Annotated in this window: 26 protein-coding genes; 13 read left to right on the top strand and 13 right to left on the bottom strand. The window is 69.1% G+C overall.

Annotated features, from left to right (window positions below; all coding sequences use genetic code 11):
- The first annotated feature begins 38 nt into the window (after window positions 1-38).
- The gene (locus ACFYRU_RS32785; RefSeq protein ID WP_387665818.1) at window positions 39-533 is read left to right on the top strand and encodes a GNAT family N-acetyltransferase; all 495 of its coding nucleotides are present in this window, start codon (window positions 39-41) and stop codon (window positions 531-533) included.
- On the opposite strand, the gene ACFYRU_RS32780 is transcribed toward ACFYRU_RS32785, so the two are convergent.
- Window positions 519-1,460: a sigma-70 family RNA polymerase sigma factor gene (locus ACFYRU_RS32780; RefSeq protein WP_387665815.1), complete on the bottom strand. Its 942-nt coding sequence runs from the start codon at window positions 1,458-1,460 to the stop codon at window positions 519-521. The genes ACFYRU_RS32785 and ACFYRU_RS32780 overlap by 15 nt on opposite strands.
- Window positions 1,461-1,590: 130 nt before the next feature.
- Here ACFYRU_RS32780 and ACFYRU_RS32775 point away from each other — a divergent pair, with 130 nt between their 5' ends.
- Window positions 1,591-2,970, top strand: coding sequence for an MFS transporter (locus ACFYRU_RS32775; RefSeq protein WP_387665812.1), 1,380 nt, complete (start codon window positions 1,591-1,593; stop codon window positions 2,968-2,970).
- On the opposite strand, the gene ACFYRU_RS32770 is transcribed toward ACFYRU_RS32775, so the two are convergent.
- Window positions 2,921-4,015, bottom strand: a complete 1,095-nt coding sequence (locus ACFYRU_RS32770) for an S-(hydroxymethyl)mycothiol dehydrogenase (protein ID WP_387665810.1) — start codon at window positions 4,013-4,015, stop codon at window positions 2,921-2,923. The two genes, ACFYRU_RS32775 and ACFYRU_RS32770, sit on opposite strands and share 50 nt — an antisense overlap.
- A gap of 119 nt (window positions 4,016-4,134) precedes the next feature.
- On the opposite strand from ACFYRU_RS32770, the gene ACFYRU_RS32765 reads away from it, so the two are divergent.
- The 4 genes from ACFYRU_RS32765 to ACFYRU_RS32750 are packed head-to-tail and all read left to right on the top strand — an operon-like array spanning window position 4,135 to window position 7,788.
- Window positions 4,135-5,016: an ABC transporter ATP-binding protein gene (locus ACFYRU_RS32765; protein ID WP_387665808.1), complete on the top strand. Its 882-nt coding sequence runs from the start codon at window positions 4,135-4,137 to the stop codon at window positions 5,014-5,016.
- Window positions 5,013-5,822, top strand: coding sequence for an ABC transporter permease (locus tag ACFYRU_RS32760; protein ID WP_387665805.1), 810 nt, complete (start codon window positions 5,013-5,015; stop codon window positions 5,820-5,822). Before ACFYRU_RS32765 ends, ACFYRU_RS32760 begins: the two co-directional genes overlap by 4 nt.
- Window positions 5,822-7,150 carry a sensor histidine kinase gene (locus ACFYRU_RS32755; protein WP_387665802.1) on the top strand — a complete coding sequence of 443 codons (1,329 nt, stop codon included), beginning with the start codon at window positions 5,822-5,824 and terminating at the stop codon, window positions 7,148-7,150. Before ACFYRU_RS32760 ends, ACFYRU_RS32755 begins: the two co-directional genes overlap by 1 nt.
- A complete protein-coding gene (locus ACFYRU_RS32750) occupies window positions 7,147-7,788 on the top strand; it encodes a response regulator (RefSeq protein WP_387665799.1) in 642 nt (213 codons plus the stop codon). The genes ACFYRU_RS32755 and ACFYRU_RS32750 overlap by 4 nt, the downstream gene beginning before the upstream one ends.
- On the opposite strand, the gene ACFYRU_RS32745 is transcribed toward ACFYRU_RS32750, so the two are convergent.
- From ACFYRU_RS32745 to ACFYRU_RS32735, 3 genes are all read right to left on the bottom strand, one after another.
- Window positions 7,785-8,792: a hypothetical protein gene (locus ACFYRU_RS32745; RefSeq protein WP_387665796.1), complete on the bottom strand. Its 1,008-nt coding sequence runs from the start codon at window positions 8,790-8,792 to the stop codon at window positions 7,785-7,787. The genes ACFYRU_RS32750 and ACFYRU_RS32745 overlap by 4 nt on opposite strands.
- The gene (locus tag ACFYRU_RS32740; protein WP_387665794.1) at window positions 8,792-8,953 is read right to left on the bottom strand and encodes a hypothetical protein; all 162 of its coding nucleotides are present in this window, start codon (window positions 8,951-8,953) and stop codon (window positions 8,792-8,794) included. Before ACFYRU_RS32740 ends, ACFYRU_RS32745 begins: the two co-directional genes overlap by 1 nt.
- Window positions 8,954-9,032: 79 nt before the next feature.
- Entirely contained in the window at window positions 9,033-9,896 is an 864-nt protein-coding gene (locus ACFYRU_RS32735) for an isoprenyl transferase (RefSeq protein ID WP_387665792.1), read from the bottom strand.
- Window positions 9,897-10,243: 347 nt separating this feature from the next.
- Between ACFYRU_RS32735 and ACFYRU_RS32730 the strand changes: the two genes are divergently transcribed.
- The 4 genes from ACFYRU_RS32730 to ACFYRU_RS32715 all read left to right on the top strand — a co-directional run bounded on the left by ACFYRU_RS32730 (window position 10,244) and on the right by ACFYRU_RS32715 (window position 12,924).
- The gene (locus ACFYRU_RS32730; protein ID WP_387665790.1) at window positions 10,244-10,639 is read left to right on the top strand and encodes a hypothetical protein; all 396 of its coding nucleotides are present in this window, start codon (window positions 10,244-10,246) and stop codon (window positions 10,637-10,639) included.
- Between the two features lie 308 nt (window positions 10,640-10,947).
- A complete protein-coding gene (locus ACFYRU_RS32725; protein ID WP_387665787.1) occupies window positions 10,948-11,634 on the top strand; it encodes a hypothetical protein in 687 nt (228 codons plus the stop codon).
- A 37-nt stretch (window positions 11,635-11,671) separates the two neighbouring features.
- Complete coding sequence (locus tag ACFYRU_RS32720; RefSeq protein WP_387665785.1) at window positions 11,672-12,247, top strand: hypothetical protein; 576 nt, start codon at window positions 11,672-11,674, stop codon at window positions 12,245-12,247.
- Window positions 12,244-12,924, top strand: coding sequence for a hypothetical protein (locus tag ACFYRU_RS32715; RefSeq protein WP_387665782.1), 681 nt, complete (start codon window positions 12,244-12,246; stop codon window positions 12,922-12,924). Before ACFYRU_RS32720 ends, ACFYRU_RS32715 begins: the two co-directional genes overlap by 4 nt.
- Before the next feature lie 43 nt (window positions 12,925-12,967).
- Here the strand turns inward: ACFYRU_RS32715 and recO are convergent, their stop codons facing one another.
- Genes recO through ACFYRU_RS32700 form a run of 3 tightly spaced genes read right to left on the bottom strand, consistent with a single transcriptional unit; the run spans window position 12,968 to window position 15,552 of the window.
- Window positions 12,968-13,711, bottom strand: coding sequence for a DNA repair protein RecO (recO, locus tag ACFYRU_RS32710; protein WP_387665779.1), 744 nt, complete (start codon window positions 13,709-13,711; stop codon window positions 12,968-12,970).
- 12 nt (window positions 13,712-13,723) lie between these two features.
- Window positions 13,724-14,566, bottom strand: coding sequence for an SDR family oxidoreductase (locus ACFYRU_RS32705; protein WP_387665777.1), 843 nt, complete (start codon window positions 14,564-14,566; stop codon window positions 13,724-13,726).
- On the bottom strand, window positions 14,563-15,552 hold the full coding sequence (locus ACFYRU_RS32700) for an aldo/keto reductase (RefSeq protein WP_387665775.1): 990 nt from the start codon (window positions 15,550-15,552) through the stop codon (window positions 14,563-14,565). The genes ACFYRU_RS32705 and ACFYRU_RS32700 overlap by 4 nt, the downstream gene beginning before the upstream one ends.
- 153 nt (window positions 15,553-15,705) lie before the next feature.
- On the opposite strand from ACFYRU_RS32700, the gene ACFYRU_RS32695 reads away from it, so the two are divergent.
- The 3 genes from ACFYRU_RS32695 to ACFYRU_RS32685 are packed head-to-tail and all read left to right on the top strand — an operon-like array spanning window position 15,706 to window position 20,266.
- Window positions 15,706-18,798, top strand: coding sequence for an FtsX-like permease family protein (locus ACFYRU_RS32695; protein ID WP_387665772.1), 3,093 nt, complete (start codon window positions 15,706-15,708; stop codon window positions 18,796-18,798).
- Window positions 18,795-19,622, top strand: a complete 828-nt coding sequence (locus ACFYRU_RS32690) for an ABC transporter ATP-binding protein (RefSeq protein ID WP_387665770.1) — start codon at window positions 18,795-18,797, stop codon at window positions 19,620-19,622. Before ACFYRU_RS32695 ends, ACFYRU_RS32690 begins: the two co-directional genes overlap by 4 nt.
- Window positions 19,619-20,266, top strand: a complete 648-nt coding sequence (locus ACFYRU_RS32685) for an ABC transporter ATP-binding protein (RefSeq protein WP_387665768.1) — start codon at window positions 19,619-19,621, stop codon at window positions 20,264-20,266. Before ACFYRU_RS32690 ends, ACFYRU_RS32685 begins: the two co-directional genes overlap by 4 nt.
- Here ACFYRU_RS32685 and ACFYRU_RS32680 read toward each other — a convergent pair.
- The 5 genes from ACFYRU_RS32680 to ACFYRU_RS32660 all read right to left on the bottom strand — a co-directional run bounded on the left by ACFYRU_RS32680 (window position 20,244) and on the right by ACFYRU_RS32660 (window position 25,570).
- Window positions 20,244-21,263, bottom strand: a complete 1,020-nt coding sequence (locus ACFYRU_RS32680) for a GNAT family N-acetyltransferase (RefSeq protein WP_387665766.1) — start codon at window positions 21,261-21,263, stop codon at window positions 20,244-20,246. The genes ACFYRU_RS32685 and ACFYRU_RS32680 overlap by 23 nt on opposite strands.
- Window positions 21,264-21,303: 40 nt before the next feature.
- A complete protein-coding gene (locus ACFYRU_RS32675) occupies window positions 21,304-23,172 on the bottom strand; it encodes an ABC transporter substrate-binding protein (RefSeq protein ID WP_387665763.1) in 1,869 nt (622 codons plus the stop codon).
- A 63-nt stretch (window positions 23,173-23,235) separates the two neighbouring features.
- Window positions 23,236-23,442: a hypothetical protein gene (locus tag ACFYRU_RS32670; protein ID WP_141859434.1), complete on the bottom strand. Its 207-nt coding sequence runs from the start codon at window positions 23,440-23,442 to the stop codon at window positions 23,236-23,238.
- Complete coding sequence (locus ACFYRU_RS32665) at window positions 23,442-24,491, bottom strand: ABC transporter ATP-binding protein (protein WP_387665761.1); 1,050 nt, start codon at window positions 24,489-24,491, stop codon at window positions 23,442-23,444. Before ACFYRU_RS32665 ends, ACFYRU_RS32670 begins: the two co-directional genes overlap by 1 nt.
- On the bottom strand, window positions 24,488-25,570 hold the full coding sequence (locus ACFYRU_RS32660; RefSeq protein ID WP_387665759.1) for an ABC transporter ATP-binding protein: 1,083 nt from the start codon (window positions 25,568-25,570) through the stop codon (window positions 24,488-24,490). The genes ACFYRU_RS32665 and ACFYRU_RS32660 overlap by 4 nt, the downstream gene beginning before the upstream one ends.
- Window positions 25,571-25,575 lie beyond the last annotated feature (5 nt).

The raw sequence follows: 25,575 nt of genomic DNA, 5'->3' as shown, positions 1-25,575 counted from the left end.
GGAGGCTTTTCTGCGTTCACATTCCGGTGAGGAGAGCAATGTCTGATCTGCTGGTACGCCGCGTGCAAGCGTCCGATCGCGTTCTGATGGAGCGGCTGTGGCTGATGTTCCGGCACGACCTGTCCGAGTTCCAGGGCCAGCTGCCGCGGCCCGACGGCAGCTACCGGAGCGAGTGGCTGGAGAACGTGCTCAAGGGCCACCCGGAGTGGGCCGGCTACCTGGTCTCCCTCGGCGAGGTCCCGATCGGCTTCTGCTTCATGCGCGCGCTGCAGCAGCCGGTGCACGTACTCAATGCGTTCTTCCTGGTCCGTCCGGCTCGCCGGCGCGGGTACGGCCTGCAGGCCGTGCAGGAGGTGCTGTCCAACCACCCCGGTCCGTGCGATGTGGCGTTCCAGCGGAACAACGAGACGGCTGTCCGGTTCTGGCAGCGGGTCGCGACCGAGGTGTCCGGGGACGCCTGGCGGCAGGAGGAGCGCCCGATCGTCGGCAAGCCGGACGCCACCCCCGACCTGTGGATCTCATTCCAGGTCTAGCGGCAGCCCGAAGTACGCAAAGAGCTCCCGCTCGAAGAAGACCACGTTGTGCGTGATGCCGGCCTTGGCGACGGTGAACACCTGCAGGCTGTGCGCGTGGAACCGGCCGTCGTCGCCGCGCACGTAGGCGCCGATGGCCGGCTGGTCGTTGGCCACCGTCGGCACCAGTCGCCAGTCCGGGCCGCGCATCGCGTACACCCGCTCGATGAACGCGCCGTACGCGTCGCGGCCGACGAACCACAGCGGCGCGGGCGGCATCTCGAGGACGACCTGGTCGGTGAGCAGCCGGGTCAGGCTGCCGACATCCGCGGCCTCGAAGGCCCGGATGTAGTCCTCGATGACGGACTTGATCTCGCGGTCGTCCGGCTCGGCGACGTCGTCCTCGGTGAGGTCGATCTCGGCGAGCTTGGCCCGCGCCCGCTGCAGCGCGCTGTTCACGCTCGCCGACGTGGTCTCCAGCGCATCGGCGATGTCGGCGACCGGCCAGTCCAGGACGTCCCGCAGTACGAGCACCGCGCGCTGCCGGGCCGGGAGGTACTGCATGGCGGCGATCAGCGCGAGCCGCAGACTCCCCTGCGCGACCATCGCCGACGCGGGATCGGTCGGGAACGGCTGCAGCCAGGACACGTCCGTCGACAGCTCGATCGATACCTGCACGTCCTCGGACGCACTGACCAGCCCTGACGGCAGTGCACGCCGGCCTCTGCCCTTCAGGGCACTCAGACACGCGTTGGTGGCGATGCGGTAGAGCCAGGTCCGCATCGACGCCCGCTGCTCGTCGTACGTGTCCGAGGCGCGCCACGCCCGCAGCAGAGTCTCCTGCACCAGGTCTTCCGCGTCGTGGATCGATCCGAGCATGCGGTAGCAGTGCACCAGCAGCTCGTGCCGGTGCGGCTCGGTCATCCGGTCGAACTCGTCACGGTCCATCGTCGTCACCCTCCCACAGGTCACTGGTACGTACCGCGCAACGTCGCGAAAATCATCGGTCCGCGACCGATGAATCTCGCGGACCCGCCAGGTATACACCCACGTCCCGTGCAGACGAGGGAGAAACCTGATGACCGCTGTAACCGTTGACCGCTCGGCCGGATCCGAGACCCGGCGCGGGCTGATGCTCGCCGTCCTGCTGCTCGGCCAGTTCATGGCACTGCTCGACACCTCGATCGTGAACATCGCGATGCCGGCCATCGGCGCCGGCTTCCACGCCTCCGGCGCCTGGCTGCAACTGGTGGTCGGCGGCTACGTGGTCGCGTACGCGATGACCCTGATCACCGGCGCCCGGCTCGGCGACCTGTACGGCCGCCGCCGGATGTTCCGGACCGGCGCGATCCTGTTCACGCTCGCGTCGCTCGCCTGCGGACTGGCGCCGGCCGTGCTGCCGCTGGTGCTGTTCCGGTTCGTCCAGGGCGTCGCCGCGGCGATCATGGTGCCGCAGATCATGAGCCTGATCCAGGCCCACTTCGCCGGACCGGCCCGCGCCAAGGCGCTGTCGGCGTACGGCGTGACGCTGTCCGCCGGCCAGGTCGCCGGGCTGATCGCGGGCGGCCTGCTCGTCGGCGCGAACCTGCTCGGCTCCGGCTGGCGCCCGGTGTTCCTGGTCAACGTTCCGGTCGGCATCTGCCTGGCGGTCCTGGTCCCGCGGGTGATCCCGGCGGACCGTCCGGCCGCGACCCGCCGCCTCGACGTGATCGGGCTCGCGTTGTCGACCTGCGCCGTACTGCTGATGGTGCTGCCCGCGGTGGTCGGTCACGAGATCGGGTGGCCGCTGTGGACGTTCGGCTGTATGGCCGCGGGTGTCGTACTCGCAGTGGTCTTCGTCCGCTTCGAGCGTCGTACGGCGGACCCGCTGCTCAACCTGGAGGTGCTGCGCGCCCGCGGGCTGCCGGCCGGATTGTTGACGATGGCCTGCACGCTGCTGGCGCTCGGTGGGTTCCTGTTCGCGTTCACGCTGCACCTGCAGACCGAGCTCGGCGAGTCGGCGATGCGGTCCGGGCTGACCTGGCTCCCGTTCGCGGTGACGTTCGGGCTGGTCGGATACTTCTGGCGGACCGTCCCAAGCCGCTTCCACCACCTCGTCGTACCGGCAGGACTCGTACTGTGCGCGCTCGGCTACGCGGGCATCGAGGTGGCGCGCTGGCCCGCACTGGTCCTGGCCGGCGCGGGCATGGGGTTCGCGGCGAGCCCGCTCGTCACGCAGGCCCTCGTCCACGTACCGCTCCCCCGCGCCGCCGACGCGAGCGGCATCCTGACCACCGCGATGCAGCTGGCCCAGGTCGGCGGCGTCACGATCTTCGGCACGCTCTACCTGTCCTCGCACTCGTTCTCGACCACGAGCCTGGCGGTCGCGCTGACCGCGGCGGCCGGAATCGTCGCCGCCGGGTTCCTCGCTAGAACAGCACGACCGACCGCAGTACGTCTCCGTGGTGCATCTTCGTAAACGCGTCCTCGACATCCTCCAGCGCGATCGTCTCCGACACGAACCGGTCCAGCGGCAACCGCCCCTGCAGGTGCAGGTCGATCAGCAGCGGGAAGTCGCGGGTCGGGAGGCAGTCGCCGTACCAGCTGGACTTCAGCGAGCCGCCGCGGCCGAAGAAGTCCAGCAACGGCATGTCGAGCCGCATGTCCGGCGTCGGCACGCCGACGAGTACGACGGTGCCGGCCAGGTCGCGGGCGTAGAACGCCTGCTTCCAGGTCTCGGGCCGGCCGACCGCATCGATCACGACGTCGGCGCCGAACCCGCCGGTGAGGTCCTGCACCGCCTCGACGACGCCGTCGTGGTCAAGGTCCTTCGAGTTGATCGCGTGGGTCGCGCCGAGCTCCCGCGCGATGGCCAGCTTGCGTTCGTCGAGGTCGATCGCGATCACCTTCGCGGCTCCGGCGAGCCGCGCTCCGACCACGGCCGCCGTACCGACGCCGCCTGATCCGATCACCGCGACCGTGTCGCCGCGACCCACGTTGCCAGTGTTGAGCGCGGCGCCGAGGCCGGCCATCACACCGCAACCGAGCAGCCCCGCGACCTCGGGCTTCGCGGCCGGGTCGACCTTCGTACACTGCCCGGCCGCGACCAGCGTCTTCTCCGCGAACGCCCCGATGCCGAGCGCCGGGCTCAGCTCGGTACCGTCCGCGAGCGTCATCTTCTGCTTGGCGTTGTGCGTGTTGAAGCAGTACCAGGGCCGGCCGCGCAGGCAGGCGCGGCAGTTGCCACAGACCGCCCGCCAGTTCAGGACGACGAAGTCTCCCGGCTGGACGTCGGTGACGCCGTCGCCGACCGCTTCCACGATCCCGGCCGCCTCGTGGCCGAGCAGGAACGGGAACTCGTCGTTGATTCCGCCCTCCCGGTAATGCAGGTCCGTGTGGCAGACCCCGCAGGCCTGCACCTTCACGACCGCCTCACCGGGACCGGGGTCCGGGATCGTGATCTGCTCGATCGTCACCGGCGCACCCTTGGCCGCCGCCACCACACCACGCACCGTCTGAGCCATGTCCCAGAACCTAACCGCCCCGGCCCTCCGGCGTACACCCTTCTGTCCACCGGTCGGGGGACAAGCAGTCCTCCGCCCGGTGCTCCCGGTGGACCTGGCTGTGACGGGAGAGTTGAGGCATGGAGAACGACAACGCAGTGAGGGTGCGCGGCCTGGTCAAGCGGTACCCGGACAAGGTCGCGGTCGACGGTGTCGATCTGGACATCCACCGGGGCGAGGTGTTCGCCCTGCTCGGCCCGAACGGGGCCGGTAAGACGACGACCGTGGAGATCCTGGAGGGGTATCGCCACGCCGACGAGGGACACCTCGACGTCCTCGGGTCGGACCCGGCGCACGCCGACCGGGTCTGGCGGTCGCGGATCGGTATCGTCGCCCAGACCACCCGGGACGAGGCGGTGCTGTCGGTCGCCGAGATGGTCACGCACTTCGCCGGCTACTACCCGAACCCGCGCGACCCGGAGCAGGTGATCGCCGCGGTCGGGCTCGAGGAGAAGCGCAAGGCCCGGGTCCGCAGCCTGTCCGGCGGCCAGCGCCGCCGGCTGGACGTCGCGCTCGGCGTGATCGGCAACCCGGAACTGCTGTTCCTCGACGAGCCGACCACCGGGTTCGACCCGGAGGCCCGCCGGCAGTTCTGGACCCTGATCGAGGAGCTCCGTACCGAGGGCACCACGATCCTGCTCACCACCCACTACCTGGACGAGGCCGAGCACCTGGCCGACCGGGTCGGCGTGATCGCCGACGGCCGGATGATCGAGGTCGCGACGCCGGAGACCCTCGGCGGCCGCGGCGCCCGGACCGCACGCGTCTCCTGGCTGTCCGCCGACGGGATGCGCGAAGTACGCACCGACCGGCCGACCGCCGAGGTGGCCCGGCTGATGGCGTCGTTCGGGGGGTCGGAAGTGCCGGAGCTCGAAGTACGGCGACCGAGCCTGGAAGACATCTACCTGGAACTGATCGGGTCGGTCACCGCCGCGCCCGCACTGGAAGGAGCCTCGAAGTGAGCGCCGTACTCCCCTCGCCGCTGAAGGTCGGCCTGTCCCGCACCGGGATCGAGGTGAAGGAGTTCTTCCGCGAACGCGAGCAGCTGATCTTCACGTTCTTCTTCCCGATCATCTTCCTCGGCATCTTCTCGGCCGTGTTCAGCGGCACCGACTTCTCCGGCGGCGTCACCGCGGCCACCTACTTCACCCCCGGGATGATTGCCTCCGGCATCTTCCTGACCAGCTTCCAGTCGCTGGCCATCGCGATCGCGATCGAGCGTGACCAGGACGTGCTGAAACGGCTCCGCGGTACGCCGATGTCGCCGCAGTCGTACTTCATCGGCAAGATCGGGATGGTCCTGATCACCTCGGTCCTGCAGTTCGCGCTGCTGCTCGCGATCGCCGGCCTGGCGCTCGGCGTCGACATCCCGACGTCGCCGGCGAAGTGGCTGAACTTCCTGTGGATCTTCGTCCTCGGTACGGCGTCCGGGTCGGTGCTCGGTATCGCGTTCTCCGTCGTACCGAAGTCCGGGCGGGCCGCGTCGGCGGTCGTCACCCCGGTCGTCCTGCTGCTGCAGTTCATCTCCGGCGTGTACTTCGTCTACAGCAGCCTGCCCGGGTGGATGCGGACCGTCGCGGAGTTCTTCCCGCTGAAGTGGCTGGCGCAGGGGATGCGGTCGGTGTTCCTGCCGGACGGGTTCGAGGTGCACGAGCCGGGCGGGTCCTGGCAGCTCGGCACCGGCGCGATCGTGCTCGGCGTCTGGCTGGTCGTCGGGCTGTTCCTCGCCCAGCGGGTGTTCCGCTGGACCCGGCGGGACGCGGGCTGATGAGCGGGCTCCTGCGGCGTGGCGGGCTCGTGCTGCCTTCCGCCGAGGAGCCCGCGGCGCCCGCCTGGGGCGGACCTCGGCTGTGGATCCTGGTGTGGAGGAAGATGGGGTCCGTGCAGAACTCACGCGGTGGCGCCGGGCAGCCCGTCTGGTCGCGGACCCTGATCGGGTGGCACATCGTGTTCTGGGTGCTGCTCGGGATGACGCTCGCGCTGTCGTTCCTCGGCCGTCTCGGCACGGTCCGGCAGATCGCGTTCGCCGGTACGGTCGTGGTGCTCGGGGCGGCGTACCAGTTCATCGGCCTGCCCGCGATCAGGTCCCGCCGGGCGCTCCCGTCGTACGCGTACCGCCTGGTGCTGATCGCCTGCCTGGTCGCGCTGATCGGGATCTACCCGCAGTCGGTGTTCCTGATGTTCATCGCGTCGGCGCAGATCTGGCTGCTCTGCGAGGACGTCCGGGAAGGGATCGGCCTCAGTCTGCTGCTGGTACTCGGCGTCGGTACGGCCCAGTTGTGGGGCGCGGGCTGGGGCTGGGCCGCGTTCTGGGAGATCCTGCCGTGGATGCTGGTCAGCCTCGTCGTCAGCCTGCTGTTCGGGATCTGGATCGAGAAGGTGATCACGCAGAGCCAGCAGCGGGCCGACCTGATCGAGCAGCTCGAGTCGGCGCGCGACGAGCTCGCGGAGGCGCACCACAGCGCCGGCGTGATGGCCGAGCGGGAGCGGATGGCGCGGGAGATCCACGACACGCTCGCACAGGGGATGACGTCGATCGTGATGCTTTCCCAGGCCGCCGCGGCCGAGCTTTCCCAGGGCGGAGGGGCCGGGGTGGCGGCTCGGCTCGCCGCCATCGAGGACACCGCGCGGGAGAACCTCGCCGAGGCGCGCGCGTTGGTTGCCGCGTTCACCCCGGTTGCGTTGTCCGAGGCAACGTTGACCGAAGTACTGCGGCGGCAGGCGGAGCGGTTCGCCGCGGAGACGGGGGTCGACGTACAGGTCTCACTCGACCTGCCCGACGACGAGGTCGCGGCGCTGCCGCAGGCGCAGCAGGTGGTCCTGTTGCGATCGGCTCAGGAGGCGCTGGCCAACGTACGCAAGCATGCGGCCGCGACGCAGGTACTGATCACGCTCGGGCTGTCGGACGGCGGGGTGTGGATCGAGATCCGCGACGACGGGTCCGGCTTCACGCCGGGTTCGTCGTACGGCGGTTTCGGCCTGAACGCGATGCGGGGCCGGGTCGAGGAGTCGGGCGGTACGGTTCAGATCGAAAGCACTCCGGGCCGCGGCACGCGAGTTCAGGTTCTGATCCCAGCGGTGCAGGAGGACGTGTGATTCGGGTACTGGTGGTCGACGACCATCCGGTGGTGCGGTCGGGCCTGTCCGGCATGCTCTCGGTGACCGACGACATCACGGTCGTCGGCGAGGCCGGTGACGGTTCGGAGGCGCTAGCACTCGTCGACTCGACATCGCCGGACGTCGTACTCATGGACCTGCGGATGCCCCGGATGGACGGGGTCGCGGCGACCGGGGCGATCGTGTCGTCACACCCGTCGACACGCGTCCTGGTGCTGACGACGTACGACACCGACACCGACATCCTGCACGCCGTCGAAGCGGGCGCCGCGGGCTACCTCCTGAAGGACACCCCGCACGCCGACCTGCTCAACGGCATCCGGGCCGCCGCCCGCGGCGAGACGGTCCTCGCGCCGCCGGTCGCAGCCCGGCTGATGTCCCGCCTCCGTACGCCGGCCCCACCGGCCGCCGCGCAGCCTTCACCACGCGAACTGGAAGTACTGGCCGCCGTGGCCCGCGGCCTCAGCAACGCCGAGATCGGCCGCGAACTCTTCATCGGCGAAGCAACCGTGAAGACCCACCTCCAACGCCTCTTCGCCAAACTGGACGTCGACGACCGAACCCACGCCGTCACCGTAGCCATCGAACGAGGCCTACTCCCGTCCCCGGGCCGCTAGCGCTCGCTACCCCGCTCGTTCCGCTGCCCGGCCTTCTCCTGCGCCTTTGCCGGCATCATGTAGTCGATCCGCGGATCCACCGGCTTGGGCGCCTCCCCCGTACCCGCCGCCGGCCCAGGCGCCGTACCCGCATGCATCGAGTGCGCCAGCTCAGGATCGCTCGCCGCGCCACTCTGCGCGCCGGCTGCGACCTGCCCGCCCTCGCCCGCGGCCTGTTCAAGTGCCGCGCGCTCGGCCTGCTGCTGCGCCGCCTGGTTGACGTTGAACGCATCGATGCCGAACTGCGCCGCCTGACCGGCGTTCTGCCTGCCCTCGTAGATCGCGGTCCCCGTGCTCTGGAGCGTGCTACGAGCCTTCATCACGTCAGCGGCGACCGACTCTCCCGCCGAATTGATCGCCTGGGAATGCCGGAACTCACCGATCTGCACGTTGCCTCTCTCGAAGCGGTTCGCCGCCCGCCGCGCGAGGTCGAGGCTCCCGATCGTGCTGTCGATGCCGGCGTCGGCCTGCGCCGTGGCCTGCTGGAGGTGCTCGATCGCGGCCCGCAGACCTGACGCCTGGTCCGATCCGGCGAACTCCGGCAGCCGGTCCAGCGCCTCGAGGTGCGCCATCGCCCCCTTGAGCCTGCCCTGGCTGAGATCGAGGTCGTCGCCCAGCTCGGTGAGCGCGCGCTGCCCGCCGCCGATCTGTGAGGACAACTCACCTGCCACCACCTGGGACCTGCCGAACTCGGCACGTACCAGCGTGTCGGCGTCGTTCCACTTCTCCATGTGATCGTGGTCGCGGGTCGTCCGGGCCATCTGGCCGTACCACTCGGACTGCCTCTCCGCGGCCAGCACGTTCTGTGCGCTCCCGGACAGCTTCTGCAGCTCGGTCAGGTGCGTGCCGATCGTCCGGTCGGCCGTCTCCAGACCCTGCAGTACGTCCCGCAGCGTCCGGTTCGCCTGGAACATCGCGTCGGCGATCAGCCGGGTCCGGCCGGCGATCTCTGCTTCGTTCGCCATCAGTGCTCGTCCTTCGTCCCGTTCTCCGACTCGGCCTGCGGCTCGTCGTCCGCCAGTGCGGCGCGTAGCTGTTCGGATACTCTCCGGACCTGCTCCTGCGCGGCGCGTAGTTCCCGCTCCACGATCTGTTGCGGAGTCTCCTCCGTCGGCTGGTCCGGCACGCTGCATCACCCGTTCATGTCGTTGACACTTGCAACGAGCCTAGACGTTACGGGGTCGAGTTCCGTTCCCTGTAAGGCGTCAGCTGAGCGGCGGCTCAGGTTGCGCGGTCACCACGTTCGGCACCGCACCGCCGTACCGCCGGTCGCGCTGCGCGTAGATCTCAATCGCCCGCCACAGGTCCCGCCGGTCGAAGTCCGGCCAGAGCGTGTCCAGGAACACCATTTCCGCGTACGCCAGCTGCCACACCAGGAAGTTGCTGGTCCGCTGCTCGCCCGACGACCGGACGAACAGGTCGACCTCCGGGATGTCCGGCGCGTACAGGTGCCGCGCGATCGTCTTCTCGGTGATCCGGTCCGGCTTGAGCTTGCCGGCGGCAACTTCCGCCGCGATCGACTTCATCGCGTCCGCGATCTCCGCCTGGCCGCCGTAGTTCACGCAGAACTGCAGGGTGATCGTGTCGTTGTCCTTGGTCCGCTCCTGCGCGTACTCCAGCTCGTCGATCACGCTCTTCCACAACCGCGGCCGGCGCCCCGACCACACCACCCGTACGCCCATCGCGTCCAGCTCGTCCCGCCGCCGGTGGATGACCTCCCGGTTGAACCCCATCAGGAACCGCACCTCTTCCGGCGACCGCGCCCAGTTCTCCGTCGAGAACGCGTACGCCGAGATGTACTTCACCCCGATCTCGATCCCGCCCTTGATCACGTCCAGCAGGCTCGCCTCACCGGCCCGGTGCCCCTCCGTCCGCGCCAGCCCCCGCTGCTTGGCCCATCGCCCGTTCCCGTCCATCACGATCGCCACATGCCTGGGCACCAACTCCCGCGGAATCTCCGGCACCCGAGCCCCCGAAGGATGTGGATCCGGCGCCACCACCACCTTCTCCCCCGCCCGGTCCCCCCGCGACCCGCGACCCCGCTCCCGACGACGACCAATAGGCGACATGCCCGAAGTCTCCCATCCCACCCACCTGCAACAACCTGCAACCTGTGGATAACCCACCCCCTCGAACACCCTCCGTATGCAACCCTTAACCCACAACCCATCAAGATCGGAGCCCCATGCCCCGCCGACCGGCCCTCATCACCGCCACAGCAGCCCTCTGCGCCGCCACCGCGCTAACCGCCTGCCAAGGCTCCCCCGAGGCCGGCCACCCCAACACGACCCCCACCTCGACCTCCGTCACACCAAGCCCGACCCCGAGTGAGCCTTCGGGTACGCAGTCGACTCCGGCGTGGACGTCCGAGCAGGAGACAGCCATCGCCGGCGCGAAGGCAAGGTACGTCGCGGCGATGGCCGGGATCGACAAAGCCTTGGCAGATCCAACTCGCCCCAGCCGCCCGACACTCGAGGCAGCCGGCCTGAGCGACAAGCGGATGGTCGACGCAATCGCGGATGCGCGCTCGCTTCGCGACAGCGGCTGGTATCGAGCAGGCAGGGCTCAGATCCGTTCGTTGATTCCGTCTGCTGTCGATCTCACCGCGGAACAGCCGAAGGTAACGCTTCGATCATGCTTGGACCTCTCGGCGACGGTGCTGCGTTTCCAAACGGACCAGAAGGTCGTTCCCATATCAGCGAGCAGTAGTAAGCGGGTCGCCTTTGCCGCCGAGCTCAGGTACGCAACTCGACCCGCCACGTCCGTCAAGATGTGGTTCCTGACAGACGAGAAGGCACTCGGCTCATGCTGAGGACCTGCCGCGTCCTGGTTGTCGCCATCGGCATCGTGCTCAGCTCGTTGGCAGGTGCCAGACTTGCCGCCGCGGATCCGACCTCTTCCATTCCGCCGAGGCCAAAGGGAGATGTCGTCCTCCGCTACGTCCAGGGCATCTACATATGGGTCCCACGAACGACTATTCCTGGCCAGACGAAGCCAACGACACCCGGCCAGCCTCCTAAGAAGGCGACGCACGTCAAGACTGTGTGTGAGTTCAATGGCGCAGTGCAGCCGTGCGTCGACCCCGATCTTGGAAATTGGTCGAACAGTCACCAGTGCTACATGAAGCAGGAGCTTCCACCACCGCCGCTGGACGACTATCGCTGGCAGGGCCACACTGACGGGTCGATCTGGGCGTGCACGCGGGAGTCCGGTTACGATCAAGGCAAGCACATTGTCACCGAATGGGTCTGGCTTCCAGGCAAACCAGACACCGTGGTGCCGGATCCCATGACGCTGGTGTACGAGGCGATTGCCGCGATGCAGCTCGCCCCTCCCCTGATCAGGACTGCGCCGGCCGCAGGTCAGGTCGGGCTCGTGAACATGCCAGTCTGGTTGTGGGTATCCAAGACGGAGAACACCTGGGGTCCGATCGTGCGGGGTGCCAGTGTGCCGGGCCTGTCAGTCACTGCGACAGGTCGTGTCAAGGCGATCAATTGGACCATGGGTGACGGCAGCACGGTGAGATGCGATGGCCCCGGTACGCCGTACGACAAATCGAAGCACATTGCCGGCTCTCCCACCTGTGGCCATAGGTATGCCACTACGTCACACAAGCTGCCCAACTGCAAGTACCCAGTGACCGCCGTCGCGCAATGGGAAATCACCTGGCAGAGCACGATGGGGGACGGCGGACAGATTGCTACAACCCAGCAATCCACTACCCAATTGCGGATCGGTGAAGCGGTTCCGGTGATTGTGGATCCGGATGGTGGGGGTGCGACGGCGGCGCCTGTGGCGGGATGCTGATGGGGACCGGTGTCGGTGGTGGGGAGGGGTTCGGGGGATGACGACTTGGCTTTCGGTTGGGGTGGTTCGGGGGGATCTGGCGGGGATACTTGCGCGGTTTCGGGGTGGGCACACCTGGGCGTTCAGCTTCGGGGACGGGGCGCCGGAGGTTGTCGTGCTCACGTACGACGAGTTCGAGGACCTCGGCGGGGAGAACAAGTTCGCCGTGCCGTACGAGGTCGTCGGGGTCACTGAGGTCGCCCGGCGGCTGGAGGAGTTCGTCGAGGCCGCGCGGAGCGGCGGTGGGGCGCCGGTCGTGTGGGGCGAGTACGGCGAGCCGGAGGCGGTGTTGTTGTCGACGGCGCAGTACCGGGAGCTGCGTGGCGACGATCAGCCGCCGGCCGGGGTGGTCGACGACCCGACGGTGCGTGTGTACGCGACAGAGCCGCTGCCCGGCAGCCGACCGCTGGACCTGGACGAGTTGGCCGCCGACGATCCGTTGACCCGCGAGCTGCTCGACGAGATCCGGGCCGAGAAGAAGTCCGAGGCCGAGAAGAAGTCCGAGGCCGAGAAGAAGTCCGAGGCCGAGAACAGGTCCGAGGCCGAGAACAGGTCCGAGAGCGATGGCCGATGACGGGAAGTACCAGGTCGTCGGCCTCGAGAAGTTCCACCAGGACCTGTACTTCCTCCGCCCGGCAGGCCAACGCGTCCCCAGCGGCCCGCCACCTGTACCGCGAGGTTCTGCGAGAGATCGAGAACCTTCGCGACGGATCGACCGACGGGCATCACGCCCTCGGATACGAACGGGGCAAGGGCGATCTTCGCGACTGCGTGACGGCGTACGTCCGCTCCGACCCGTCCCGCAAACCGGACTATCGCCTGGTGTTCCGCGAGGTTGGGCCGTCCGCTACCGGTCAACGGCCGCGGCGCGAACTGCTCGCGATCAAGCCCCGGCACGGACGGAACAACATCTACATGCACGTCTGCGCCCGGCTCAACAGGCACCCGAACGATCGACAGCCCGGCCTCAATCGCTTCGGAGAGAGACGACCGGATGCGCGCGGCAGCCAGTCGGCCCGGCAGGCCGTGCTCGACGCCAACAGAGCGATCGCACATGCCTGGAGCGGTCTGCTCCCGCCCGGGGCGACTCGCGCAGTCAGCGGACAGCGCCGCACTCCTGAGCAGTCGGCGGAGCTGGGGCGGTCGAGCAAGCCCGTGGCGACGTCCGGTCGCGGCCGCTCGGTGAACGGCTACCCGCGACAACAGCGGACAGGATCGGAGCCGACCGGCTGGCCTCGAGGGAACCACTAGCTCGCTCTCCTGCCGTGAGGTCGAGAGGGAGCTGCGGCCGGGATCAGCTCTTCCCTGAGGTGAGGTCGAGGTGGGGGAGGGAGCGGAGTTGGTTTTCTTGGTGGTAGGTGAAGAAGGCGGCTATCAGGCCGGTGGATTCTCGGCGGGTTCTGGGGTCGGCTCGGAGGGCTGTGGGCCAGTCGCCGGTGAGGAGGGCGGCCAGGTGGGTGACGGTGGACTGGGAGGGCATGGCTGAGGCCGGGGGGCGGCAGGTGGTGCAGACCATGCCGCCGGCGGCGGGGTTGAAGGCGCGGTGGGGGCCTGGTTCGCCGCAGCGGGCGCAGTCGTCGAAGGACGGCGCGTAGCCCGAGATCGACAGCGAACGCAGGAGGAACGAGTCGAGTACGAGGTCCGGCGAACGTTCGCCGGTGGAGAGCACGCGGAGGGCGCCGGCCAGCAGCAGGTGTTGCTGGGTGGCGGGTTCCTTCTCCTCGACGACGAGGCGGTCGGCGGTCTCCAGCAGCACGGTGCCTGCGGTGTACCGGGCGTAGTCGCCGACGATCCCTTCGCCGTACGCCGCGATCGACTCGGCCTGGGTGACGACGTCGAGGGTGCGGCCGGTGGCGAGCTGCAGGTCGACGTGGCTGAACGGTTCCAGCCGGGCGCCGAAGCGGGACGACGTCCGCCGTACGCCCTTCGCGACCGCGCGGACCTTGCCGTTCGCGCGGGTCAGCAGCGTGGCGATCCGGTCCGCCTCACCCAGCTTCTGGGTGCGCAGCACGATCGCCTGATCCCGGTAGAGCGGCACCGCACAAGTGTCTCACTGAGCACGGACATACTGTTCCAGGCTGGTCGGCTCGACTCCGGTGATGTCGCGCACCGCCGTGGACACGTGGCTGAGTTCGCCGCTGGCGATGGCGGCGTACGACGTCACCCAGCCGGCAACCTCCCAGGCGGCAGCGCCGTACGACTCCCGCGAGCGGTACGCCTCGTCGAGGGTCTCCGGCTCGTAGCGGATCGTGCGGCCCCAGGCGTCGGTGAGGAGCGCGGCGGCCTCGGCGAGGGTGAACGCCGAGGGACCGGTGAGGTCGTACGTGGCGCCCGAGTACTGGTCGAGTCCGGGCGAAGCACCGGCGGTGCGGAGGACCGCGGCGGCAACCGCGGCGACGTCGTCGCGGGTGACAGCGGCGGCTCGCCCGTCCCCCGCCGGTCCGCGGATCACGCCGTCCGCGCCGACGAAGCCGGGAACGAAGTCGAGGTACAGGTTGTCCCGCAGGAACGTGAAGTCCACGCCGGTCGACCGGATGTGCTGCTCGGTGTGCCAGTGGTCCCGCGCGAACGTGAACGTCGCTCCGGGCGCGGCCCCGGCGAACGACGTGTACACGATCCGCTGTACGCCGGCCGCGACCGCCGCGTCGACGGTTGCCTTGTGCAACGCGACCCGATCCGCCGACTCCGTTGCGCTGAGCAACATCAGTACGTCGACGCCGTCCAGCGCCGACAGCAGCGCGGCGTGTTCGCCGTACGCCGCCCGCGCCACCGACGCGCCCGGCACCGAGGGTGCCCGGGCCGGGTCGCGGACGACCAGCCGCAGCGGCTGGCCGGCCAGCCGGGAGACGATCCGCGATCCGAGCTGCCCGGTCGCGCCGGTGATGCCGATCACTTGCCCACCAGGTCCATCCCGCCGGATCCGTACCGCTGCCCGGCGACCGCGTCGGGCGGGAACGCCGCGTCCAGCGCGGCCAGCTCGTCCACCGACAACTCGACCTCGAGCGCACCCAGGTTCTCCGACAGGTACGTCCGCCGCTTGGTCCCCGGGATCGGCGCCACGTCATTGCCCTGGGCAAGCAGCCACGCGAGCGCGAGCTGACTCGGCGTCACCCCCTTGGCCGCGGCCAGCGCTTGTACCTGCGCGACCAGGTCGAGGTTGCGCTGGAAGTTCTCCCCCTGGAACCGCGGCAGTCCGCGCCGCATGTCGTCCTCAGGAAAATCGGCCGGCGACTTGATCTGCCCGGTCAGGAACCCGCGCCCGAGCGGGCTGAACGGCACGAACCCGATCCCGAGCTCCCGCAGCGTCGGCAGCACGACGGTCTCCGGGTCGCGCGTCCACAGCGACCACTCGCTCTGCACCGCACTGATCGGGTGTACGGCGTGGGCCGTACGGACGGTGTCGCCGTTCACCTCGGACAGCCCGAGGTACCGCACCTTGCCGGCCTGCACCGCCGCCGCCATCGCGCCGACCGTCTCCTCGATCGGCACCTGCGGGTCGCGCCGGTGCAGGTACCAGAGGTCGACGTGGTCCACGCCGAGCCGCTGCAGCGACGCGTCGAGCGCACGGGCCGCGTACTCCGGGGAGCCGTCGACGACAGTCGGCACGTCGGACGCCGCGGCGGGCCGCTTGAACCCGAACTTCGTCGCGAGTACGACCTCGTCGCGGCGACCGGCCAGCGCCCGGCCGACGAGTTCCTCGTTCGCGCCGTCGCCGTACACGTCGGCGGTGTCGATGAACGTGCAGCCGGCGTCGATCGCCGCGTGGATGGTCGCGATCGACTCGGCGTCGTCGGCGCGCACGCCGTACGACTGGGACATCCCCATGCAGCCGAGGCCGAGGCTGGAAACGGTCAGGTCACCGAGCTGGGAAGAACGCATGTGCCGAACCTACCGCCGCCGCGGCTCGGCGCGGCACGGACCCCAGCGGATTCCTGTCTGGACAACATTCATGTGACATTTTGCCGCCGCCCGGCACAGCCACCGAAACATTCCGTACATTCGGCGGGCAGTACAGACCGGTGGGGGTGGAACGTGTTCCTGAGACGGGCGCTGCGGTACCGGTGGGCGCAGGCGCTGGTGCTCACCGGCATCAGCCTGCTGATCGGTACGTGTGCTGTGTTCGGACCGTGGTTCGCGCGCGCCGTGGAGCAGACCGTGATGACGGAGACACTGTCCGGGCAGCGGCTGCCGGCGTCGTGGCTGATCGTGTCCCGCACGACGCGGCTCGACAACAGCCCGACACTGCAACCGGAGCAGCTCGACAAACTCTTGCCGGACGACCTGAAGTCGCACTTCACCCCGCCCGTACACGGTTACTACAGCGACATCTCGTGGCGCGCCAAGCCCACCGACGACCGTACGGCGACCCGCCTGCGCTGGCGGGACGGGTACTGCGCCCAGCTCACCGTGGTCGAGGGCCGCTGCCCACGGGCGGCGAACGAGGTGATCGCCTCGGTGATCGACCGGTCGTTCTGGGACCTCCGTACCGGCCAGGACGTGAGCGCCGGCGCGAGCGACAACTCCCCCGACCAGCCGCTGCGGATCGTCGGCTTCTACCGGCCGAACGAGGCCCGCGGCGACTACTGGTTCGGCGACTACCCGCTCGGGCACACCCGGAAGCCGACCGACAAAGACCCCGGCTGGGCGAACGAGCTGTTCACCGACCGTACGACGTTCACCGGCAGCACCAAGTTCGCCGCGAAGGTCACCTCCGACACCCGCCCGCTGCCGGGCAAGAACCGCCTCGGCGACCTGGACCGCCTGCAGGACGCGACCCGGACCGTGAACGGCAACGCGACCGAGCTCGGCATCCCGGCCGACGTGACGTCCTCGCTGCCGACGCTCGTCGACCAGATCCGGTCGGAGCGGAAGCAGGCGACCACGATCATCCCGCTGGTGATGGTGCAGGTCGCGCTGTTCGCGGTCGTCGTACTGGCGCTCGCACTGGCGGCCGTGGTCGACCAGCGGCGGCCGGAGATCGCGCTGTCCCGGTTGCGCGGGTCGTCGGCCCGCCGTACCCATCGCGTACTCGCCGTCGAACTGGGGTTGCCCGTACTGGTCGGCACGCTGCTCGGTGGCGTGGCCGGCTTCGGCATCCTGACGATCGTGCGCGCGACCTGGCTCCGCGGCGGGGCTCCGTTGGAGGTGCCGTGGACGGTGCCCGCGGCGATCGTGGCGGCGGCCGTGGTCGCGTTGACCGTGGTCGTGGTGCAGGTGCGGACGACCGTACGGCGTCCCATCTCGGCGCTGCTCCGCCGGGTCGCGCCGCGCGGGCACGGCCGGGCGATCGGGGTGGCCGACCTGTGCATCATCGTGTTCGCCGTCGCCGGGTTGATCGCCGCGCTGACCGGGAACGGGCGCGGGCCGCTGCCGGTACTCACTCCCGCACTGCTCGGGCTCGCCGCGGGTCTCGCCTTCGCCCATCTGTTGCTGCCGTTCGCCGGCCTGATCAGTCGCGCGGCGTTGCGCCGCGGGCGGCTGGGCCTCGCGCTGGGGGCGTTGCAGGTGTCCCGCCGACCCGCAGTGACCCGGATCGTCGCCGCGGTCGCGGTCGCCGCCGCGCTGCTCACGTTCGCCGGTCAGGCCGCGTCGGTCGGCACCCACAACCGGGAACTGCGCTCCGGGTACGAGACCGGCGCGGAGGGCGTACTGCGGATGAACTCGCTGTACTTCGCCGACTTCCTGAGCGCCGTCGACAAGGTCGACCCGGACCGGCGCTGGCTGACGCCGGTGGTGATCTCGCGGCCGGGCTCCCCCGACTCGCTGCAGACCGAGATGATCGAGCCGGACAGCTTCCGGCGGAACGCGTTCCAGGGCGAGCAGCTCACCGACGCCGCCGGGTGGCAGGCCCTGAAAGCACCGGCCGATCCGCCTCCGATCGAGCTCCGCGGTACACAGCTCACCGTCACGCTCTCGACCGGCGCGATCAAGGCGACCGTCCAGAAGAGCCAGAACGGTACGGCGATCGACAGCGGCCGTCCGAAGTCCGTCGTACTGCGTGCGAACGTGGTCAGCCACCGCGACGGCTCGCGCTACCTGGTGACGTTCCCGGCGCTGAAACTTCCGGCCACCGAACCCGCCGTACTGCGAACCGCCGTGGAGTGTCAGGCCGGCTGCGACCTGCTCCGGCTGGGCGTCGGCCGGGAAGTGGACGACCAGACCGGGATGGAAGGCCAGTTGACGATCAGCACGCTGTCCAGCGACGACCAGCCCAGCATCCCGCTCGGCACACCGGACGACTGGAAGACGGTCCGGACGGTCGGCGGCGACCCCGGCTCGGTCACCGCCGAGCGAGGCGGATTGTTGACAATAGGAATGAAGAGCTTCGGCAACGACCAGTTCCTGCAGTACGGGACCGTGCCGGTGGCGGTACCGGCACTGATCACGCCGGAGTTCCGGTACGGCGACGACAGCACCGCGCCGGGCGTCGACGGATCGCCGATGTTGCTGGACCGCCTGCAGCGGCTGCGCTCGCCGGTGAACCGGTACGGCGTCCGGACCGCGGTCGTCGACCTGGAGACGGTCCGCCGGCTCGGTGGTGCCGTCGACGAGGGCGGTACGGACTTCGAGGTCTGGCTGAACAAGGACGGGATGTCGAACGTCGACAACATCGTCGAGCAGTTCACCAGGGCCGGGCTGAACGCGGAACTCGTCGACCGGCGCGACGACCGGATCGCGTCGTACGGCCGGTCGGCGAGCGCGCTGGCGCTGCAACTGACCCCGGTGGTCGGCATCGCCGCGTGGGTGCTCGCGCTCGTCGTACTTCTGTTGACCATCGTCACCTCGTGGCGGTCGCGGGCGCAGGACTACGCGAGCCTGCGGCTGACCGGCGTACCGGCGAGTGCGACCGGACGGGCCGCGCGCTGGGAGCAGACCGGACCGGTGACGCTTGCCGTACTACTGGGAAGCGCGTGCGGGTTGGTCGGTGCGCATGTGGCGCTGCCGTTGATACCGCTGTTCGCGAGCGGCGACAGTCCGGTACCGCTCGATCTGCGGGCCAACTGGCCGGTCGCGATCGCGCTCTGGCTCGCAGGTACGGCGATCCTCGCGGCCGCGACGCTGTTCCTCGGCAGCGGTGTGAACAGACGCTCCGGCTACAGCCGCATCCGGGAGGAGCTGACATGAGTGGCCTCGCGATCAGTACGACAGGGCTCGTGCACATCTATCGGGCGCACGGGCACGACGTCGCGGCGCTGTCGGGGATCGGGATCACCGTGCGGCCGGGGGAACTCGTCGGGCTGCTCGGGCCGTCCGGCGCGGGCAAGTCGACGTTGCTCCAGTTGTGTGGTGGGTTGCTGACCCCCAGTGCGGGACGGCTGCAGATCGGCGAGCACAACGTCGCCACGATGACCGAGGCCGAGCTGGACCGGATGCGTTCCGGTGACGTCGGTATCGTGCTGCAGGGCGCCGGGCGGAATCTGATCCCGTACCTGACGCCGGCCGAGAACGTCCGGTACGCCCAACAGGCCGCGCCGGCTGGCCGGGACCTGCCCGAGCCACAGACGATTCTCGAACTCGTTGGCCTCGGCAACCACTCGACGTCCGAGCTGACCAGGCTCACCCCCGGCCAGGTACAGCTGTGCGCGGTCGCCGTCGGGATCGCGACGCTACCCGGTCTGCTGCTCGCGGACGAGCCGACCAGCCAGCTCGACCATCACGCCCGCGACGAAGTACTCGAAGCGCTCCGTACGGTCAACCGCGAGACCGGGATGACCGTGCTGCTGGTCACGCACGACCCCGAGGTCGCGGCGACCCTCCCCCGGACGATCACGATCCGGGACGGCCGGATCGCCTCCGAGGGACGCTCCGGCGAGGAGTACGCCGTGGTCGCGGTGGACGGATCGCTGCCGCTGCCACCGCATGTCGCCGAACTGCTTCCGGCCGGCACGCTCGTACAGGTGACCACCGAGAACGGCGAGATCCGGCTCACCCCTGTGGAGCAAGAATGATCAGCCTCAGCCAGGTGACGGTGCGGTACGGCGACCTGACCGCGGTGTCGGACGTGTCGTTCACCGTCCCGCCCGGGTTCGTACTCGCGGTCAGCGGCCCGTCCGGCGCCGGCAAGAGTTCGTTGCTGTGGGCAATCGCCGGCGCGGTACCGTTGGCGAAAGGTCAGGTGGAGATCGACGGGCTGGTGATCCTGGACCGGCCGGCCGCGGCGCAGCACGGCGTCGTACTGATCCCGCAGGGGAACGGGCTCGCACGGGTGCTGACCGCGCGGGAGAACTTGACGATTCCGTTGCTCGCGGCACACAAGCCCGGCGAGGAACTGGACCGGCGGATCCAGCAGGCGCTCGAAGATGTCGGGCTGGCGGAGAGCGGCGATCATCTGGTCGAGGAGCTGTCCGGCGGTGAGCAGCAACGCGTCGCGGTCGCGCGCGGGATCGCCCAGCAGGGCAGGGCGGTCCTCGCGGACGAGTCCACCAGCGAGCTCGACAGCACCAACCGCCAACGCGTCCTCGACCTCCTCCACGAGGAGGCTCGTCGCGGCGCCGCCGTCGTCATCGCCACCCACGACCCGACCGTCGCCGACAGCGCGGACGGTCACGCGCTGATGGACGAAGGCCACCTCAGCTGGCTGCGACGCCTCTGACCGGCACGGGCAGGTGGAGTTCCAGTTCGCGGTGCTGTTCGATCGTGCGGAAGCCGAAGCGGGCGTTGACCTTGCGCATGGGGGTGTTCGTCAGCGCGGTCCAGGTGTGCAGGTAGCGCTGGCTCGTGCGGTGCTTGGCCAGTTGGTCGAGGTTCGCCAGTTTCAGGTGGGTGCCGAGGTTGTGGCCGCGGTGTTCGCGGAGGACCAGGGTGTCGTCCTGCTGGCCGTGTTCGGTGTTTGCCCGCGGCAAATAGATGAGCGTGTACCCGGCCGGTGCCCCGTCGAGCGTGTGCGCCATCGTCACCAGCGCGAGGTAGTTCCGGTCGACCCGCGCCTCGCTCGCCTCGAGTTTCTCCACCGTCCACGGCACGACCTCACGGGTCATGCCACCGGTCGGTACGTCGACATCCATCGCGCTGTGCAGATCCGCGTACGCCTGCTGGTGCTCCGGCGGGCACACCCCCGCCCACGACGTCAGCCGGTACCCGTCGAGCCGGCCCGCGGCCGTACGGAGGTCCTCCAGCAGCAGTTCGTCGTACGGCAGCGGCACGACGAGATGCTCCTCGACGTGCTCGACCGCGAACCCGAGCCGCTCGGCGAAGAGCGCGCCGGGCCACGGGTCCGACGGTACGGCGAGCTCGGTCTGGACGATGGTCCGCCCGAGCTGCTCGGCCCGCGTCACCGCCCACTGCCACAGCTGCGTGCCGATGCCCCGCCGCCGGTGCTCCGGCGGTACGTCGATCTCGGCCTCTACCGTGTCGAGGTTGTCGGTGAGCCGGTACTCGAACAGCATCCCGCCGAGCACCCGGTCGTCCTCGAACGCACCGACCGCGATCCGCTGCTTCAACGGCCCCGGGTTGCGCAGCGAGTACGCCAACGCCGAACGGGCCTCGATGATCGGCGCCTCGCGTCCGGCGACCGCGCCGGCCCGGAAGGCGTCGTACCACTCGTCGAACAGGGCCAGGTCGGCCGGGTCGATCTCACGTACGTAGATCACCCGGCCGACCCAATCAAACAATCTCCTCGGACGCCAACTGTTAAACCGGCGCGACCTTGCCCTGGTACATGTACATGATCACGAAGTTGTCCGCGTACGGCGCGTTCTTCAGGATCGGGTCGTCGTCGGCCGGGAACTTCGCCACCCGCTTGCCCTCGAGCGCCGGGTTGTTACCGTAGCGCTCCCAGAGCGGGATGATCGGCAGCAGTTCGTTGAAGGCCAGCGCCGCGGCGGTGACGTTCTTCTTCTGCTCGTCGAGGTTCAGGCCCTGCGCGGACTTGTCCACCACGGACTGCAGGTCGATCGGACCGGCCGAGGTGGTCTGCTTGAGCGGGAAGTTCATTCCCTTGCCGCCGGAGTTCGCCGCGGTCACGTAGTTGAACGTGTACAGGTCCTGGACGAACGAGAAGTACGGGTGCGGGTGGCTCGACGCGCCCCAGCTCTGGATCGCGATGTCGAACTTGCCGGACAGCACGTCCGGGCTCAGCTGGGTGAAGGTGATGCCCCGCTTGGTGATGTTGAACCCGAACTTGTTCAGCTGGTCGGCCGCGTTGGTGGCGGCCGGGTTCCAGTCGGCGAACTCGGTCGGGAACTTGATGTCGTAGGCGGCCGGCTTGCCGTTCGGCAGCATCCACTTGCCACCGGTCTTCTTCCAGCCGGCCGACTGCAGCAGCGACGTGGCCTTGGCCTCGTCCTTCTCGTAGGCCTGCAGCTTCTTCTGGTCGGCATCGGAGACCCAGTCCGGGACCGCGATGTCGGAGAAGCCGGCCATGAACTTGCACGGCTTGCCGGAGTCGCCGAGCGCGACGGTGCCGTTCTCGTTGCGGTCCAGGATGTAGGCGATCGCCTGCCGGACCTTGACGTCGGAGAACTCGGGGTGCGCGGTGTAGTTGAACACCAGCGCCGGACCCGAGTACACCGGCGGCCGGAGGATCCGGAAACCGCTGCCCAGCAGGGTCTTCTCGGTGGCCACCGCGAAACCGTGGGTCGCGTAGTCGATGTCCTTGTTCAGCACGACCGGCGTGATGTCCGAGGTCTCACCGTTGTACAGGACGACCTTGTTGAAGCCGATCTTGTCGGCGAACAGGCCCTTGTCGTTCTTGACCAGCGTCATCTGCGAGTTGGTCATGCTCTTCACGTCGAAGTTGAACGGGCCCGAGACCACCGGGTTCTCCGGACGGAACTTCTGGAAGTCACCGTTCAGCTGCTTGCCCTCTGCGCTGTCCAGGCTGGTCTTGGCCTTGCGCATGGTCTCGGCCTTGGTCGCCCACTCACCGTAGACCGAGTCCGGCATGATCGGCGCGCGCAGGATGTAGCGCTCCAGCACGGTGGACGGCGTACCGATGGTGAACGTCACCGTGGTGTCGTCCTTGGCCGCGACGTCGGACAGGAACGTCCAGGACTGCTGGCGCATCAGCCAGTGCAGGTTGAACGTCGACACGACGTCCTTGGAGGTGACCGGCTTGCCGTCGCTCCAGGTCAGGCCGGACCGGAGCTTCAGCGTGTAGGTCTTGGTCGCCTCGTCCAGCGTGCCGGACTCGGCCATCATCCATTCCCACTTCTTGTCGGCCCAGTAGTACAGGCCGGCAGTCGGGTAGATGAGATCCAGGTACGGGCTGTCGACCTGGATGCCGTCGGTGACCCCCTTCACGAGGTTGAAGTGGCCCTTCGGGGGCAGCTGGTACGGGTACGCGCCGTGGAACTCCTTGCTGGCGTTGCTGCCGCCGCCACCGCTGGAGTTCGGCTTGCTCGGCGAGCAGGCCTCCAGCGACCCGATGCCGGCCACGCCGACACCGGCGATGCCGAACAACTGGAGTACGTTGCGGCGGGAGATGGCGTTGGTCCGGGCGTCCGCGCCCGTTCCGTCGGTGCCGGAATCGCCAGAGTCAATGGTGCCGGTGGGACTCATTCCTTGGTCCTTTCTGGACTGACCACACGCCCATGTGGGTCAGGTACTACTTACTGGTGGGGACTAACTACCGCCCTCGCGTTTCTCCCGACGCCGGGTGATCAACACCCCGACGACGACCACCAGGCCCAGTAGCAGGCCCAAACACAAGGTGAACAAGGTGACGACGAACTCCGCGGTGCCCGGCGTCAGGGTGAGCAACAGGACTCCGCTGGCCAGCACCAGGAACGCTGCCCAGCCGAGCGCCGCCCGGCCGATCTGAGGTGTCATCAGCTCCCCGGCTCGTCGGGTTTGTCCGGTACGCCGTCGCGCGCGACCACGTGGCACGCGGCCGACTGGCCGGTCCGGATCTGCACCAGCTCGGGTACCTTCCCGTCACACAGCCCGCTCTCGAACTGCGGGCAGCGCGGATGGAACGAGCACCCGGGCGGCAGGTCGGCCAGGCTCGGGATCTCCAGGCTGCGCAGGGATTCCCGGCCCTTGGTCTTGGTCAGGTCCGGGTCCGGCTCCGGGATCGCGTCGATCAGCGCCCGGGTGTACGGGTGCGTCGGCGCGTTGATGATCTTCGGGGTCGGGCCGAACTCGACGATCCGGCCGAGGTACATGACCGCGGTCTTGCCGTTCCAGCCGAAGTACTTCGCGATCGCCAGGTCGTGGGTGATGAACAGGAACCCGACGCCGAGGTCGTCGCGCAGCCGGCCGAGCATCGCCAGCACGCTGATCCGGATCGACACGTCCAGCATCGACGTCGACTCGTCGGCGATGATCAGCTTCGGGTCCAGGGTCAGCGCCCGGGCGACCGAGACTCGTTGCCGCTGGCCACCGGACAGCTGGTGCGGGAACTTCGGCAGGTAGTTCTCCGGCGGCGTCAGGTCGACCTTGGTGAGCAGTTCGGCCGCCTTCTCCGCGGCTTCCTTCTTGCTCTTCACGATGCCGTGCTTGAGCAGCGGGGCGGTGATCGTCTGCTGGATCGTGCGGGTCGGGTTCAGCGACGCGTACGGGTCCTGGTGCACGTACTGCACGCTGCGCCGGAACGTGGTGAAGTCGTTGCGCTTCATCGACCAGATGTCGGTCCCGTCGAACGCGACCTTGCCGCTGGTCGGCCGGGCGAGGCCCGCCGCCATCCGGGCCGCCGTGGTCTTGCCCGAACCACTCTCGCCGACCAGGCAGAGCACCTCGCCCGGGTTGACCGCCAGGTTGATGTTGTCGACCGCCTTGATCGGGCCGGCCTTGGTGTCGAACACCTGGCTGACCCCGCCGAGCGAGATCAGCGGCGTCCCGCCCGCTGCCGTCTCCGGGGACTTCTCGAGCGCGCTCATGATGCCGTCCCCAAGTTCTCGCTCGGCACCTCACGCTCGAGGTGCACGTCCTTCCAGTGGATACAGGCGGCCTCGTGCGCGTCACCCGGCTCGTCGGAGATCGGGATCAGCGGCGGGTCGGCCTCCTTGCACTCCTCGGTCGCGTACTTGCAGCGCGGGCTGAACGTGCAGCCCGCGGGTAGCGCCGCCAGACTCGGCGGTCCGCCCGGGATCGACTCCATGTCGGGCAGGTCGCCGACGATCGGCGGCACCGCCTTGATCAGGCCGAGCGTGTACGGGTGCCGCGGCCGGTAGAACATGTCCCGGACGCCACCGGTCTCGATGATCCGGCCGGCGTACATGGTGGCCACCCGGTCCGCGAGCTCGGCGGCCAGCGACAGGTCGTGGGAGATGAAGATCATCGAGAATCCGAGCCGCTCGCGGACCTCGTGGAGTACGTCGACCACGGACCGCTGGGTGAGGATGTCGAGCGCGGTGGTCGGCTCGTCCAGGATCAGTACCTCGGGTTCCAGCAGCAGGCTCATCGCGATCAGTACGCGCTGCCGCATACCGCCGGAGAGTTCGTGCGGGTAGCTGTCCATCACCCGCGTCGGCTCCAGCCGGACCAGCCGGAGCAGCTCGCCCGCCCGGTCCTCGATCTCCTGCTTGGTGGCCTTGGTGTGCGCCCGCATCGTGTCGTGCATGTGCGCGCGGATCTTCAGCACCGGGTTGAACGCGTTCATCGCGCCCTGGAATACCATCGCGGCGTCCCGCCAGCGGAACTCGCGCAGGTCCCGGCCGTCCAGTCCCAGCACGTCGATCTCGGTACCGTCGCCGCGGTTGAACTGGACCTTGCCGCTGGCGTGCCCGAGCCGCGGCAGCAACCGCAGCAGGCCGAGGCCGAACGTCGTCTTGCCGCAGCCGCTCTCGCCGACCAGTGCCAGGCTCTCGCCCGGGAACAGGTCCAGGTCGACGCCGCGGACCGCCTCCACGACCGAGCCGGAGCCGGTGCGGTACTCGACCTTGAAGTCGCGGATCGACAGCAGCGGCTTGCCCTCGCCGCCGCGCTTGGCCCGAGTACTCGAAGAAGTGGTCGTCATCGCGC

It is taken from the genome of Kribbella sp. NPDC004536 (genome assembly GCF_042873835.1).
Lineage (GTDB): Bacteria > Actinomycetota > Actinomycetes > Propionibacteriales > Kribbellaceae > Kribbella.
The sequence above is the reverse complement of the archived record's forward strand: the minus strand, read 5'-3'. Positions and strand labels throughout refer to the sequence as shown.